At 42.2% G+C, this 14,741-nt stretch carries 13 protein-coding genes and 1 pseudogene; all 14 read right to left on the bottom strand.

The genetic code is table 11. The annotated features are described in order from the left end of the window. Complete coding sequence (locus tag H8716_RS05735) at window positions 1–918, bottom strand: dihydrodipicolinate synthase family protein (RefSeq protein WP_249307619.1); 918 nt, start codon at window positions 916–918, stop codon at window positions 1–3. Window positions 919–933: 15 nt separating this feature from the next. Beyond that, a complete protein-coding gene (locus H8716_RS05730; RefSeq protein ID WP_249307618.1) occupies window positions 934–1,911 on the bottom strand; it encodes an NAD(P)-dependent oxidoreductase in 978 nt (325 codons plus the stop codon). Between the two features lie 13 nt (window positions 1,912–1,924). Next, window positions 1,925–3,160 carry a sodium/glutamate symporter gene (locus H8716_RS05725; RefSeq protein WP_249307617.1) on the bottom strand — a complete coding sequence of 412 codons (1,236 nt, stop codon included), beginning with the start codon at window positions 3,158–3,160 and terminating at the stop codon, window positions 1,925–1,927. Window positions 3,161–3,308: 148 nt separating this feature from the next. Next, window positions 3,309–4,214 (bottom strand): LysR family transcriptional regulator, encoded by a 906-nt coding sequence (locus H8716_RS05720; RefSeq protein ID WP_249307616.1) that lies wholly within the window; start codon window positions 4,212–4,214, stop codon window positions 3,309–3,311. Window positions 4,215–4,288: 74 nt separating this feature from the next. Next, window positions 4,289–4,693 carry a hypothetical protein gene (locus H8716_RS05715; protein WP_249307615.1) on the bottom strand — a complete coding sequence of 135 codons (405 nt, stop codon included), beginning with the start codon at window positions 4,691–4,693 and terminating at the stop codon, window positions 4,289–4,291. 17 nt (window positions 4,694–4,710) lie between these two features. Beyond that, complete coding sequence (locus tag H8716_RS17595; RefSeq protein ID WP_283242988.1) at window positions 4,711–5,601, bottom strand: DnaJ domain-containing protein; 891 nt, start codon at window positions 5,599–5,601, stop codon at window positions 4,711–4,713. Next, on the bottom strand, window positions 5,598–6,413 hold the full coding sequence (locus H8716_RS05705) for a DUF5685 family protein (protein WP_249307614.1): 816 nt from the start codon (window positions 6,411–6,413) through the stop codon (window positions 5,598–5,600). The genes H8716_RS17595 and H8716_RS05705 overlap by 4 nt, the downstream gene beginning before the upstream one ends. 51 nt (window positions 6,414–6,464) lie before the next feature. After that, a pseudogene (dnaK, locus tag H8716_RS05700) lies at window positions 6,465–7,973 on the bottom strand (molecular chaperone DnaK); the annotation flags it as partial. Between the two features lie 163 nt (window positions 7,974–8,136). After that, window positions 8,137–9,249: a phosphotransferase enzyme family protein gene (locus tag H8716_RS05695; protein WP_249307613.1), complete on the bottom strand. Its 1,113-nt coding sequence runs from the start codon at window positions 9,247–9,249 to the stop codon at window positions 8,137–8,139. Continuing rightward, complete coding sequence (locus H8716_RS05690; RefSeq protein ID WP_249307612.1) at window positions 9,250–10,173, bottom strand: nucleotidyltransferase family protein; 924 nt, start codon at window positions 10,171–10,173, stop codon at window positions 9,250–9,252. Between the two features lie 206 nt (window positions 10,174–10,379). After that, window positions 10,380–11,498, bottom strand: a complete 1,119-nt coding sequence (locus H8716_RS05685) for a phosphotransferase enzyme family protein (protein WP_249307611.1) — start codon at window positions 11,496–11,498, stop codon at window positions 10,380–10,382. A gap of 21 nt (window positions 11,499–11,519) precedes the next feature. Continuing rightward, window positions 11,520–12,365, bottom strand: a complete 846-nt coding sequence (locus H8716_RS05680) for a carbohydrate ABC transporter permease (RefSeq protein ID WP_249307610.1) — start codon at window positions 12,363–12,365, stop codon at window positions 11,520–11,522. A gap of 1 nt (window position 12,366) precedes the next feature. Beyond that, window positions 12,367–13,245, bottom strand: coding sequence for a carbohydrate ABC transporter permease (locus H8716_RS05675; protein ID WP_249307609.1), 879 nt, complete (start codon window positions 13,243–13,245; stop codon window positions 12,367–12,369). Between the two features lie 100 nt (window positions 13,246–13,345). Beyond that, entirely contained in the window at window positions 13,346–14,569 is a 1,224-nt protein-coding gene (locus tag H8716_RS05670; protein ID WP_249307608.1) for an ABC transporter substrate-binding protein, read from the bottom strand. Window positions 14,570–14,741: the final 172 nt, after the last annotated feature.

The raw sequence follows: 14,741 nt of genomic DNA, 5'->3' as shown, positions 1-14,741 counted from the left end.
TTAAGGCATAGGATATTCTTCAACAAAAGTAACGATTCCATTCATGGTTTCTCTGATTTCTTTTAATGCGGCATAAACTTGTTCTTCATGCTCTTTGGAGATGATACTGAATGGAGGTCTGCATTTTCCAACTTTTAATCCGCGTGCTTCCATAGCCAGTTTTAATGGAACCGGATGCGAAGCAGTATAAAGGACATCATTGATAATTTTTACAGCATAATGGCATTTTCTGGCTGTTTCAATGTCGTTGCGCTTAATAGCAGTATCCAAAGCCATACAAACCTCTGGTATAACAGCTGCGGCTGCAAGAATGCCACCATCACCTCCAATAATGCGTGTTTCAAAATATAAATCATCGCTACCGGTTAAAAGTGAAAAAGGATGAGGGCATGCTACACGAATATCCTGTGCAAAAGTCATGTTGCCTGAAGATTCCTTAATGCCTACGACGCCTGGTATTTCAGAAAGGCGCTTTACGAGTGAGGCGGACATACTGAAAGCAGATCTGCTAGGTGTGTTGAATACTACAATTGGTAAACCAATAGATGCATATTCCTTTACAAGAACTTCCACATCATATTCAGATGGTCTTACAAACGGCATAGCCATAACCATTGCAGCATCGGCACCTAATTCCTTGGCTTTTTCTATATCGGCTTTTACATCGGATACTTTTCCTGCAAGAGCACCAAAAACAATATGAAGTCCATTGCTATGTTTCATGGTTTCTTCCATAACTGCATGACGCTCTTCGGGAGTCATGGAAGCTGCTTCACCGGTACCACCAAGAACACAAAGAGATTTTACACTGGCTTTTTTCTGAAATTCAATTGTTTCTCCCAGACGTTCAAGATTTACATTTCCTTTTTCATCAAAACAAGTTACCATAGATGATAAAATTCCTTCAGGATAGTACATAGATATTTCCTCCAATCAGTTTTTTTCTGGTAATACAATTACTGCATTATTTATTTTATTTCCTTCTAAGTAATCGAGACATCCTTCAATGGCCCAGACACATTCTCGATAGGCAGCTTCTTTAGTTCTGGCAGCTACATGAGGGGTGAGCAGAACATTATCAAGTGTTCTTAATGGATGATTCATTGGAAGCGGTTCTTCTCCATAGACATCCAAGACAGCCATTTGTAATTCATCTGTTGTAAGAGCGTGATATAAAGCTTCTTCATCAATCATTCCGCCTCGGGCACTATTTACCAGTATTGCGGATGGTTTCATTTTTTTAAATGTTTGTTCGTTAAACATTTTCTTAGTTTCATCTGTTAAAAGGCAATGAATGCTGATGATGTCGGACTGCATTAACAGATTGTCAAAAGATACATTTGAAATGTGATTATCACGAAATACCTCTTCTTTTGCAAATGGATCAAAAGCTATGATGTCTGCCCCCATTGCCTGTAATATTTTTGCAACTCTGAGACCAATTCCACCAATACCCACAATACCTACAGTTTGACCAAATATATCTCTGCCAATATGAGACTGATTTCTCCAGGCACCGCTAGTCATAGAATTTATGGCATGTATGTATTTTTTCTGCGAAACCAGTATCATTAATACGGTATATTCAGCAACAGACTGCGCATTGGCGGCAGGTGTCCATCCAACTGCAATATTGTGATTTTTCGCATAATCAAAATCAATATTTTCTGGCCATGCGCCGGATTTAAAAGCTACTTTTAATTTTTTCCCCTGTTGCATTAATTCAGCCGTAATGGAATTACTGGAGTTGAAAATAATAGCATCTGCATCTGGGATCATGGATAGAAGAACATCATTATCACCTCGCTGCCCTTTGATCCCTTCTATTACGTCACATTTTTCCAAAATACGTTCTGGTAATTCTGATCTCTCGATGGGCATTTCTGGTATGGCAATTTTATATTTATTCATGTTGTATACCTCCCTAACCAAACATGGATACCATAAAGGTATTCAGTACTAACAGAACCCAATCCATTAAAATACCACCGACAACAGTAACGCAAAGATAAGAAATTTTACTTTCTCCATATTTTTGGGTTACACTGTCCATATTTGCGAAACCGGTAGGTGATGCCCCCAGTCCGTGTCCTGCCATTCCGGCACACATAATTGCAGCATCGAAATCTTTTCCACATACACGGAAAGTAATAAAGTACAGGTACAGCAAAGTGACTATCAGATTTACACAAAGAATAATAATCATTGGAATTGCAAGATCAACGAGCTGCCATAACTGGAGAGAGATCATTGCAATGGAAAGAAAGATTCCTAATGTAAAATCCTGGATAGTTGTCATAATACGTTCATCTGTTTTAATCCATCCGGTTTTAGTATTCACATTAGCTACAATACATGCAAGTAGTGCAGAACCTGCATATGCAGGGATAGAGATATTTAAATAATCCTTAAACAAACTTTTAATAAAGATGCCAAGCGCCAGTAATGTAGCAAGTAGTGTGACATGTTTAAACAATTCGTGTGCAGTAACTGGATGATTAGAAGTACCAGAAGCTTCGTTGCCATATTTTTCGGCAAGTAATTCCTCGTTAGTATTCAGTTTTTTAACAAGACCTTTTTTTCGGATCAGTCTTTCAGCAAGTGGACCACCAAAAAATCCTCCGCTTACAAGACCAAAGGTAGCAGCTGCCAGCCCGACAATAGATGCGTTATATCCCATACCGTCAAGAATACTGCCATATGCAGCAGCATTTCCATGTCCACCAGAGAGTGCAGCTGGTCCGCACATAAGTCCAAGCCATTTTTGTGCACCAACAGCAGTTGCAGTAAGAACCCCCACACCGCCTTGTAATACAGCAAGAATTGCAGCCATAATAAAGTATTTAATCAGCCGGGATCCACCTTTTTTCATTAAGCCAAATGTGATGCCAAATCCTACACAGGTGAAAAACAGATTCTGCATATCTGATTGATAAGATGTGTCCATTGTAAATTGCATAATATGAAATTCGTGGACAATAAGGTTTAACAATGAAAAAATAATGCCACCAATAACAGGCGCTGGAATACAGTATTTTTTTAAAAAATTACTTCGATTCTTTATAGCCTGTCCGACAAGCAACATTAAAAGTGCAAGGGCTACAGTGGATATTGCTGTTAAATTTACTGTAAATAACCCTTCTTCAATGGTGAATGTCATAATAACCTCCTTACTATATTTTTCTTACTCAAAGACTTACAGACTGGCCAATCTCTTTCTCTTTTGTGTTTCAACTATAGCATAAAAATAAGCCCTAATAAAATTTAGAATTTTGTTAGGACCTATTAAAAAAATTATGAAATTGTTTTCATAATAATACATTTACATCTGGAATTCTGATGAGACAGTCTTTTAATGTTTTCTCAAAATTTACAATTGTTGACAGTCTATTTTCCCTCGGATTGATATTTTTAATCATATAGATAGTTCGGTCAGTAGGAATATCCCCCTCTAAATTGTCCACTTGAACAGTTTGCATATTTTCATAAATTCTTGGTAGAAGACTGCCTGGAATGATTGCCCAGAACTGTTCATCTCGCAAAAAGCGCTGTAGTAAAGGAAAATGATCAACCCATACATGATAACTGGCAATGTTCCCCCATTTTTCTTTATGCCAATTTTCATATTCTTTATTCCAGTCCATAAAGATCTCTTTATCAGGTTGGAGATCTTCCAGATATACAGTACCCATTGCCTTTGGATAACGGGTTTTTCGTACAACATAGTATTTTTCAGAAAACACTGGTATAGTCAGGACATTTCTTCTGTTTTCTGGTTCAGCGACAAAACCGATATCGACTTTATTTTTTTCCACAAGATTATAAATAACATTGGAATAAGCAGTTTGTATATGAAGACACATTTTTATTGCATCAGATGTTACAGTTTCATATACATCTCCAAGAACACTGGCACTGACACTTGAAATAGCTGCAACATCAAGAAGCTGGTTTGGATAGTGTTGAATTTCTTCTGTATTTTTGTACAATTCCTGCCATTGTTTCGCAATAGGAATAAAAAGTTCACCTTGTTTGGTAAGGGCAGAAGTGCGCTGCCCTTTTCTTCTGTAAAACAGAGAAATATTTAATTCCTTTTCAAGACATTTTAAACGATAACTGACAGTAGACTGAGAGAAATGTAAAATTTCTGCAGCTTTTGATATACTGTTATGCTCAACTATGGATAAGAAAAGTTCAATATCTGTACGATCCATCCCATTCCTCCTCCGACTACTTTATAACAAATTTTTCGATAATTGATGACAATAGTTTCTATAAAAAATAAATGTCACACCTTCACTTCAAAGTCTTTATGGCACTTTGGACAGTTGGTGACATGTTTTCCTTTTACTTTTGGAAGACGGATGGTTGTATGGCAGTACGGGCACTTGCGGTATACGTGAGTGTTGCGGTCCTGCCATTTTCTTTTCTGAAGACGGAAGAAGCGGGCTGCTTTGTTGTACTGATCCATGTAATAGTTATTCTCTTTTTGTCTGGCCTCAAAGTTTCTGGACAGGCAGCGGTACAGGAAAAAGAGTACGACGATCAGCCCCAGTGTATAGAAAATGCTGCTTCTGGTTACAAGGTTTAGCACGAAAAAAGCAAGATAGGCGAAAAACAGTGCCTGACCAAGCTGATCCATGCCGTAACGTCCCTGAAGAAAGCGATTCAAAGCATCTCTTAATTTATTCATAATATAACGAATCCTCCTTACAAATATTCTTCCGGATCAATCTGAGCCGGATTGCCCATTGCAGATTCCCCGACACCGGAATGTGAGGAACTATTATCTGGTACATTGTAGTAATAACTGTTGTTCGGTGTGGTATTGTAGTAACCATAGTTACGGAAACCACAGCATCCACCGCCGCCACACAGCATACAGAACAGGTTAATAACAATGTAATACCAGCAGCAGCTATGTGTGGAATGGAAGGTACGTCCAAAGGTCTGACTCTGTTCTGTGAAGACCCGTCCACCGGACTGCATCTGGTTTAGTAACTGACGATACTGGGCATTATTCGGTTCCATCTGAACGGCTGTCTTGATGTGGGACAGGGCAGTAACCTGATTGCCGGTATTATAGTTGGCGATGGCACTGAGGAAATACCATTCTGCACTCTTATTGGATATGGTACTCAGTACATGAAGAGCTTCTTCATAACAGTGATTGCGGATATAATGCCGAACCGTATCATATGGAGAAGGCTGACCGGAACCGGAGTTTTGCTGCTGATAGCCTCCAAATCCACCAAAGGCTTCCCAGAAGCTGGCAAACGGATCATCACCATAAGAGCCGCTGCCATTGCCATAGGAACCGCCTCCGTAAGAACTTCCACCGTAAGAAGACCCGCCATAGGAACTTCCACCATAGGAAGACCCTCCGTAGGAGGAACTGCTTCCATAAGAAGAACTGCCGGCTGTTCCGTTTTTTATCTGATTATAAGCGGCATTGATTTCACTCATTTTCTGCGCTGCAGCTTCGTCGCCCGGATTCAGGTCAGGATGGTATTTCTTTGCCAGCTTACGATATGCTTTTGTGACTTCCTCTTCAGAGGCACCACGTGGTACGCCAAGTACCTCATAAGGATCCTGTGTCATTTTTTCTTTACACCCCTCTTTTTGTATAATTCGTACTTAATGAGAACACCAGAAAAAAGGATGTTTTCAATAATTGCACGGTCTTTTTGAAAATTCAGAGCCTGATAAGATGATACTACATCAGACATCAACATATGCAGTATATCATCAAATTCCTTTTTTTGACAGATGACAAGTGGATTATAGCTCTGTTTTTTTAAATCTTTTTTTAAATCCATGCAGGCATCTAAAATATAGATGTATTTTCCCAGTGCTTTACCAAAGGCACGCAGACGTTCATCCAGAGAATCTTCAAATGGAACAAAAAGTTCGCCCATCAGATCACCGAAACAGTTTGCCGGGATATCTGGTATCAGAACATTGGCTTTTTCAATTCTGGAAAGTTCATCCAGCTTCTCACGGATAACCCTGCACTGCCTAGGAAAATTCTGCTCAACTTTTTTACATTCTTTTTCGAAGAGCCGTGCCTCTCCAAGAGACAGGAGATTCTTGTCATCATTCCAGTCATCTAACATATTATAGTAGGCAAGATAGATATTCATGTTCGCTGCGTAATCCAGAATCTCGCTTTTCAGATATTCCTGCTTTTTCAGAGGATGAACACGGCATTTTTGACTGTGGAGAGACTCAGGAGCATCATATACAGCAGATAAAAACAGGGCAAGGAAAGTTATATCGTAAGAAAGCGTCATTCTGCAAAGTGGATTGCGCCTGTTTCCCAACGCTCTGCACAGCCCACAGTAATAGGATTGATAACGATATCGGTCTTCCGGAGACAGTTGTTCCATATTAGCTAATATATATCCGAACATAAAAACTCCTTATTCTTTCTTTTGGCGCCATGGACGTTTTTTCTTCCCGGCTGCTTCCCGGCGCTTCTGATCTTCCTCTTCGTACATCTGAGCCTCATAGACGGCACGGTCGATTTCTTCTTTACTTAAGTTGGAAGAGGCAGTGATGGTGATGTCCTGACTCTTACCGGTTCCCAGATCCCTGGCTGAGACATTAACAATACCATTGGCATCAATGGCAAAAGTGACTTCAATCTGCGGAACACCGCGCATAGCACGTTTGATACCCTTCAGGTGGAATTCTCCGATCAGCTTGTTATCTCTGGTCATCTGGCGTTCGCCCTGAAATACTTTGATGTCTACAGTAGTCTGAAAACTGGCGGCAGTCGTGTAGATCTGGCTCTTTGTAATCGGAATGGTAGTATTGCGGTCGATAATTTTCGAATATACGCCACCGACTGTCTCAATACCAAGGGAAAGCGGTGTTACATCCAGAAGCAGGAGACCGGTTACTTCACCGGCAAGTACTCCGCCCTGAAGGGATGCACCCATAGCAACACATTCATCCGGGTTGATGCCCTTAAATGGCTCTTTTCCCATGAACTTGCGGATGGCTTCCTGAACGGCCGGGATACGGCTGGAACCGCCCACCAGAAGTACTTTGGAGATATCTGTAGAAGCCAGACCTGCATCTGACAGTGCCTGGCGCACCGGATCCATGGTCTGTGCAACCAGATGGGAGGTCAGATAATCGAACAGTCCGCGTGTTATGGTTGTTTCATAATTGACAGGACCATTTTTGTTCTGGGTCAGGAACGGAAGATTGACGGATGTCTCTGTCATGGAGCTTAAATCAATCTTTGCAGTCTCGGCAGCTTCCTTCAGACGCGCCAGTACAGCAATATCCTTACGGACATCACATTTATATTCCCGTTTCAGATCTGCAACAAAATGATCCACCAGAGCCTGGTCAAAATCATCACCACCCAGATGATTATTGCCGGCAGTGGCAAGAACTTCAATGACACCGCTGTTGATATCCAGAATAGAGACATCAAAGGTACCGCCACCCAGGTCAAAGACCATGATCTTCTGAGGCTCCTCACGGTCAATTCCATAGGCAAGAGCTGCTGCTGTCGGTTCGTTGATAATACGTTGTACATTCAACCCTGCAATGGTGCCGGCATCTTTGGTTGCCTGGCGCTGTGCATCTGTAAAATAGGCAGGAACGGTAATCACGGCATCGGTGACTTCTTCACCAAGATAATCACAGGCATCGTTCTTCAACTGTTGAAGAATCATGGCTGAGATCTCCTGAGGGGAATAGGACTTCCCATCAATGTTTACATGATAATCGCTGCCCATGTGACGCTTGATTGAGCTGATGGTACGATTTGGGTTTACAACAGCCTGCCTTTTAGCAGTCTGTCCAATCAGACGTTCTCCGGTTTTGGTAAAAGCGACAACAGAAGGAGTGGTTCTGCTGCCGCTTTCATTAGGGATAATGACACTTTCTCCACCCTCCATGACTGCGACGCAGGAGTTGGTAGTGCCTAAATCAATTCCAATAAGTTTTGACATATTAGCTTCTCCATAATATATAAATAATTTGCAATATTTCAGACACAACTGTGAAGGTGCTGAACAGATACAATGCTTTATTTATAGTACCGTGAAAAGCAATTAAATGTCAATATTCGGGCATAAACAGCCCATTAAATAAAAAGAAAAAAATTATAAAGAATCAGATATACTTTAGAACAATCCGCTGCATCTCATCCCACTTATCTTCCATATCGGCAACCAGTTTGAACTGTGTGCGGGCACGGTCCAGATTATGAGTTGGATAATCGATTTTAAAATAGACGTCTCCGGAGAGGTAATCGGTCAGGAAACGCATACCGCATTCGTAGGTCATGACTTTGGCGCCAAGAGGGAGACAGCGAATCTCATCATCGGTCAGGATCCCCTCACATCCTTCAATGAAGCCCTTTGCATACACATCATACAGATACAAATCACAGGAGATCTTTGACAGATCCTTTTCATCTTCGGCACCGGTGCTGGCACCGAAGCGGATAGAATCACCGAAATCGTTGACGGCAAGACCCGGCATAACAGTATCCAGATCAATGACGCATAAGCCTTTTTTGGTAGCTTCATCTATCAGGACGTTGTTGGACTTGGTATCATTGTGGGTAACTCGAAGGGGCAGTGTACCGTCAGCCAGAAGATTGCCCAGAATACATGCCACATCATAGCGGTCTTTTACAAACTGAATTTCTCTCTGCACATCGGATGCACGTCCGCAGACATCTGATTCCACTGCTTTTTCAAAAGCAGTGAAACGTGTCCTGGTATCGTGGAAACCGGCAATGGTTTCATGCAGTGTGTCGGCAGGAAAATCTGCGAGCATTTTCTGAAAATGACCAAAAGCTACGGCACTTTCATAAAAGTCTTCCGGACCACTGAGTTCTTCCAGAGCATAGGCATCTTCAATAAAATGATAAGCTCTCCAGTATTCCCCGTAACTGTCAATAAAGTAAGGTTCTCCTGTTTTTGCGTGCACAAAATCCAGAGTCTCCCTCTGAGGATCCCCGCCCTGTGCCAGAATCTGCTTCTTCAGATAGTCGGTTACATGAAGAATATTTTCCATAAGGGAAACCGGGTCAGTAAAAACGGCCCGGTTCATATGCTGAAGAGAGTAGTGGCAGATGACGCCATCCTGCTCAAATTCTATCATATAGGTATCGTTAATATGTCCATGACCGCATGGCTTACAGCTTACAAAGCTTCCTTCGATGGAAAAACCGGAGATAGCTTCCTGTCTGCCTGCAGCTAAGGTTTCCTGATTCATTTACTGCTCCTCCCAGAGTTTCTGAGGATAAAGTCCGGAATCCTTCAGGGACTGGATGGCTTTTACAACAAAAGCTTTGTCCTCTTTGTATGTAACTCCGTACCATTTATCTTCGGTTTTTAATACCTGAACAGTGGCTTTACCTTCCTGGATCAAGTCATCCACTGCAAAAGGAAGGAAATATTCACATTTCAGAGGATTCTTTTCCAGATTCTCTTTTAAGAATTCAGGGAATCCTTTTTTCAGTTCTTCCATCAGACTCTTCTGGAAGCCCCACATGTTCATGGATACAATGCTGCCTTTCGGAATCTCATTCCAGGTAGCTCCGTCATCTTCTGTATAAGCAGTAATGTCACCGCGTTTTTCAATGTGTGTTCGTTCATGAATCGTCTGAAGTACTCCGTTGTCATCTGTTACACAGACACCTCTGGCCACATGGCCGTTCTCTGTCAGCGTATTTTCCAGAATGTAACCTACCATGGCATAACGGTAAGTTTCATCATCTGGATGTGTGGTCAGATAATCATAGATTAACTGATAAGCCTTGCTTCCATAGTAGTCATCCGCATTGATAACGGCGAATGGTCCATCCACATAAGGAAGGGCACACAGCACTGCGTGTGCAGTACCAAAAGGTTTTACACGTCCTTCCGGTACAGTAAATCCTTCCGGAAGCTCCAGATTCTGATAAACATATTCTACATCAATCAGTTTGGAAATACGATTTCCAATGCGTTCTTTAAAGTCAACTTCGATTTCTTTCTTAATAACAAAAATGACCTTCTGAAATCCTGCACGGACAGCATCATAAATGGAAAAGTCCATGATAATATGTCCCTGTTCATCTACAGGATCGATCTGTTTTAATCCACCATATCGGCTGCCCATACCGGCTGCCATAATAATTAAAGTAGGCTTGTTCATAATAATCTCCTTTAATATCTTTACAATCTTTTTTATTCTAACACTGTAGCTATTCTTTGTCCAGAACAGTAAAAAAGTGGTTACTGTTCACAGCCAATGTTCCGCGAAGCATGTTGCTGGTCACGGAGTGAACAGTAACAAAAAGTGAACCACAGGACATTTGCTGCCGGGTTCACTTTTGTATAAATTATATCAGATGTGAAATGCTATTGGTCGATGTATTTTTGTACAATTGCCTGCATCTGCTCCCATTTGCTTTCCATATCTGCAACCAGTTTGAACTGAGTGCGGGCGCGGTCCAGATTGTGTTCCGGGCGGTGAATCTTAAAATAAGTATCACCGGAAAGATAATCCGTCAGGAAACGCATGCCACATTCATAAGTCATGACTTTGGCACCAAGTGGAAGTGAAAGGATCTCTTTTTCCGTCAGGCGTCCACCGCATCCTTCCAGAAAACCTTTCACATAAGCTTCATATAATTCCATGCTGCAGCTTACTTTGGAAAGATCCTTTTCATCTTCTGCAGCGGTACTGGCACCAAAACGGATGGAATCACCAAAATCATTCACAGACAATCCCGGCATAACCGTATCCAGATCAATGACGCATAAGCCTTTCCCGGTTGCCTCATCAATCAGAACATTATTGGACTTGGTGTCGTTGTGTGTAACGCGCAGAGGAATTTTTCCCTGATCCTGCAGGTTACCCAGTGCACAGGCAAGATCAAAACGCTGCTTTACGAACTGGATTTCATCCTGAATGCCGGCAGCACGGCCACAGATATCTTCCGCAACAGCTTTTTCGAAATTCCCAAACCGGACTGCTGTATTGTGGAAATTCGGTATAGTTTCATGCAAAGTCTCCGCAGGAAAGTCAGCCAGCATCTGCTGGAAACGTCCGAATGACAAAGCACTCTGGTAAAAATCCTCCGGATCCTTTACCTGATCCAGTGCATATACATGGTCAATGTAATGGTAGGTGCGCCAATATTCTCCGAAACCGTCCTTATAATAGGGCTTACCATCGGCGGTAAAGACAAAATCCAGAGTTTCTCTCTGTGGATTACCACCGGCAGCCATGATCTTTTCCTTCAGGAATCCGGTCACACCGATGATGTTTTCCATCAGTGCTTCCGGATCAGTGAAGATAGTTTTATTCATATGCTGTAATATGTAAGCATGTTCCTGACCATTCTGTTGATAGGTCAGGAGATAAGTATCGTTGATATGACCGTTTCCATAAGGAACACAGTCTTTATAAGTGCCTTCAATCGCAAAGCCATAGCAGGCCTGGGATAATCCGGCTGTTGGTTTTCTTGTATCCATAAAGAACTCCTTTCAGGAGGCTTAGCCTTTGACACCACCGGATGTCAGACCGCCAACCAGATTCTTTTCAATACCGACAAACAGTATCACAACCGGAACGATAGCATACAGGGATGCGGCAAACAGATACTGCCATTCAATCATATTGTAGCCATTGAAGATATTGATACCAACGGTCAGAGGCTTAAAAGTATCTGTAGAGATCAGTGTCAGTGCTACGGTATATTCATTCCATGCATTGATAAATACAAAAATCAGTGCAGTTACAATACCAGGTGCGGCAACAGGAAGCAGGATCTTAATCAGAGCCTGTATACGGTTACAGCCGTCAATAGTTGCAGCCTGTTCCATTTCAGAAGAGATACTCATAAAAGTACCACGCAGCAGCCAGATGGCAAATGCCTGGTTAAAGGCCGCATTGATAAAGATCAGACCTACGATACTGTTGGTCAGATGCAGAGACATCATGACCTTGTAGATACCGATCAGAAGAACGACCGGTGCAAACATCTGGGAGACAATGACAAATCCCAGAAAAGCGGTCTGTCCTTTGAATTTCATTCTGGACAATGCATATGCAGCAGGAATACCACAGAGCATAGCCAGAAGTGTGGATCCACCTGCAATCAGAATGGAGTTGCGCATGTAGCTGGCCATCGGTGCCCTGGACCATACATCGATCAGGTTAGACCAGATGGCATGGATCGGGAAAACGGTGCCGGAGGTGGAGAAGATCTCCGCACGGCTCTTTAATGCAGTACAGATGGTGACAAAATACGGATACAGTGTAATCAGGCAGATGATGATAACAACCAGATATAAAAATATCCGTGATACGATCTTTTTATTTGATTTTGTATGTTCCATATCAGTCATCTCCTTTCTTTAACACAGAAACCATGTAAATACTTGCACAGATAAACAGGATCAGGAATCCGATCACGGAAACAGCGGCAGCATCACCCTGTTTGCCGTTGTAAAATGCAAGCTTGTACAGGTAAGTAACCAGTGTATCGGTACGGTTTGCCGGGTCACCCTTGGTAATAGTCCAGATGATCGGGAATGAGTTAAATACATAGATAATATTCAGTACTGTACTTACAGTCAGGGAAGGACGAACCAGAGGAATAGTGATCTGGAACATCTTCTGCCAGTAATTGGCACCGTCTACCGTAGCAGCCTCGTAGAAGCCTTCGTCGATACTCTGCAGACCGGACAGTACAGTAAAGGTAACGAATGGAATCGTTACAAAAATACCACAGGCAATCTCCCATGCAAAATAGGCACCGGCTGTCGGCGTCCAGTTGATGGCATGATCAATGATACCAAGCTTCATAAGAAGGGTATTCAGTGTACCATAGTCGGTATCAATGATGAATTTCCAGATACTTGCCTGTACGATCAGTGTGGTAGCCCATGGAAATACCACAACGGCACGTGCAATTTTACGGCCTTTAAATTCATTATTTAAGATGATAGCAAGGATAAATCCAAGCAGAGTAGATAAACCTACAACTGCAACAGTCCATACAATTGTATTTTTCAGAACCATGGAGAATACCGGACTGTTCAGTACTTTATGGAAATTGTCAAATCCGCAGAAGCCCTTGATCAGACCAGCTTTACTGATCTTGCTGAAGGACATGCGGAATACAAATCCAATCGGAATGACGATAAAGACTGCCATCAGAAGTACACTTGGAAGAATCCAGAGATATGGTTCTATACCTCGAAATTTTTTCTTCATAAGAATGCCTCATTTCTGTAATATAATATATCAGACTTAAAAAATGGACCGGACCTTAATAGCCCGGCCCATTTTCTGTTCTTAGAAATATGGTTCTGACTTAACCTGCGATTTCTGCCTGAAGGTTATCCAGCTGTTCCTGAACGCTTTCACCAAGGAGTGCATTCTGTTCTGCGCTGATAACGCCCTGTTTTACGTCTGCCCATTCAGCTTTTGCTGTTGGATAGAACTTGCAGCTTGCAAGGATATCGATCCAGCTTGCCATATCAGGATCTGCTGCTGCAAGAGCTTCGCCACCTGTCTTGGTTGCAGGCAGGAAACCTTCCATAGCTACCCAGTCAGTGTAACGTGCATCATCGTAGAAGTAATCGAAGAATGTTGTGATTGCTGCTTTTTCTTCGTCTGTGTAATCATTGTCGAAGCACATAAATCTGTCCATAACACCTGCGGATACAGATTCACCTGTGTTGCTTGGGATAGAAGCTACGCCGTAGTTTACTTCGTTGCCGCCGTCTGCGATGTAAGTAGGTAAGCTGTTAGGAGCGATAACCATGGCAATCTTGCCTGCTCCGAACATATCCTGCAGATCGTAACGTGTATCGTTGGCAGGATCACTGTTGGTGTAACCTGCATTTACAAGGCTGATTGCGTACTCGATAGCTTCTACGTTCTCAGGGCTGTTCAGTGTCCAGTTACCTTCATCATCTACGAATCCGCCGCCGTTGTTCCATGTATAGTAAGCAAATGCAGCCTGACCTTCGTCAGTTGTCATATCAATACCCCATGGATAAATGCTGTCATCGTAAGCCTTGATAGCTTCGCATGCTGCGGTCAGCTCGTCCCATGTAGTAGGAACTTCTACGCCTGCAGCTTCCAGAATGTCTTTGTTGTAGTACAGAGCACGTGCAGAAGCAAGGTCCGGGATAGCCCATACGGTACCGTCTACTTCAGACTGGTCAAGGAATGCATCATACATCTTGCTGTATGTCTCTTCAGATACAACATCCTGAATCGGAAGCAGCAGATCATCTGCCTGATAGTCAGCAAATACGTCGATATTCAGGACATCAGGAGCTTCGCCGTTGGCGATACGTGTATTTACAACTGTGTAAATATCGTTCCAAGATACTACTTCTACGTTCAGGTTAATGCCAGGATTGTCTGCATTAAAGTCTTCTACAAACTGTGCCCACCAGTCTGCGGTGTTCTGACCATACTGAGCAGCAATTACGTTTACATCTACTGTGTCTTCTGCCATAGCTCCCATAGATGCCATTGACAGAACCATTGCCATAGCTGCGCCCGCGGTTAATACTTTTTTCATTTTAAAACCCTCCTTAAAGATGAATTGTGGCAAATCGTCCATCTCTTCGTTCTACGATTTGCCTTTCTGTTAAAAGTATACTATGAAAATTATTTTCAGTCAATAGAATTATTGAAAATAACTATGAAAAAATTGGAGATCAGAAAAATGTTTGTTAAATAAACACAAGTTG

The sequence above is a fragment of the Jingyaoa shaoxingensis genome, from assembly GCF_014385005.1.
Taxonomy (GTDB): domain Bacteria; phylum Bacillota; class Clostridia; order Lachnospirales; family Lachnospiraceae; genus Marvinbryantia; species Marvinbryantia shaoxingensis.
Note: the sequence above shows the minus strand (reverse complement) of the source record. Positions and strands in the feature narration are given on the sequence as shown.

Bases quoted from the DNA above. Each gene is read 5' to 3' on its own strand.
- H8716_RS05685 (WP_249307611.1), bottom strand. From the start codon at position 11,498: ATGGATACAAGAAAACCAACAGCCGGATTATCCCAGGCCTGCTATGGC.
- H8716_RS05675 (WP_249307609.1), bottom strand. From the start codon at position 13,245: ATGAAGAAAAAATTTCGAGGTATAGAACCATATCTCTGGATTCTTCCA.
- H8716_RS05725 (WP_249307617.1), bottom strand. From the start codon at position 3,160: ATGACATTCACCATTGAAGAAGGGTTATTTACAGTAAATTTAACAGCA.
- H8716_RS05735 (WP_249307619.1), bottom strand. From the start codon at position 918: ATGTACTATCCTGAAGGAATTTTATCATCTATGGTAACTTGTTTTGAT.
- H8716_RS05715 (WP_249307615.1), bottom strand. From the start codon at position 4,693: ATGAATAAATTAAGAGATGCTTTGAATCGCTTTCTTCAGGGACGTTAC.
- H8716_RS05730 (WP_249307618.1), bottom strand. From the start codon at position 1,911: ATGAATAAATATAAAATTGCCATACCAGAAATGCCCATCGAGAGATCA.
- H8716_RS05670 (WP_249307608.1), bottom strand. From the start codon at position 14,569: ATGAAAAAAGTATTAACCGCGGGCGCAGCTATGGCAATGGTTCTGTCA.
- H8716_RS05690 (WP_249307612.1), bottom strand. From the start codon at position 10,173: ATGAACAAGCCTACTTTAATTATTATGGCAGCCGGTATGGGCAGCCGA.
- H8716_RS05705 (WP_249307614.1), bottom strand. From the start codon at position 6,413: ATGTTCGGATATATATTAGCTAATATGGAACAACTGTCTCCGGAAGAC.
- H8716_RS05720 (WP_249307616.1), bottom strand. From the start codon at position 4,214: ATGGATCGTACAGATATTGAACTTTTCTTATCCATAGTTGAGCATAAC.
- H8716_RS17595 (WP_283242988.1), bottom strand. From the start codon at position 5,601: ATGACACAGGATCCTTATGAGGTACTTGGCGTACCACGTGGTGCCTCT.
- H8716_RS05680 (WP_249307610.1), bottom strand. From the start codon at position 12,365: ATGGAACATACAAAATCAAATAAAAAGATCGTATCACGGATATTTTTA.
- H8716_RS05695 (WP_249307613.1), bottom strand. From the start codon at position 9,249: ATGAATCAGGAAACCTTAGCTGCAGGCAGACAGGAAGCTATCTCCGGT.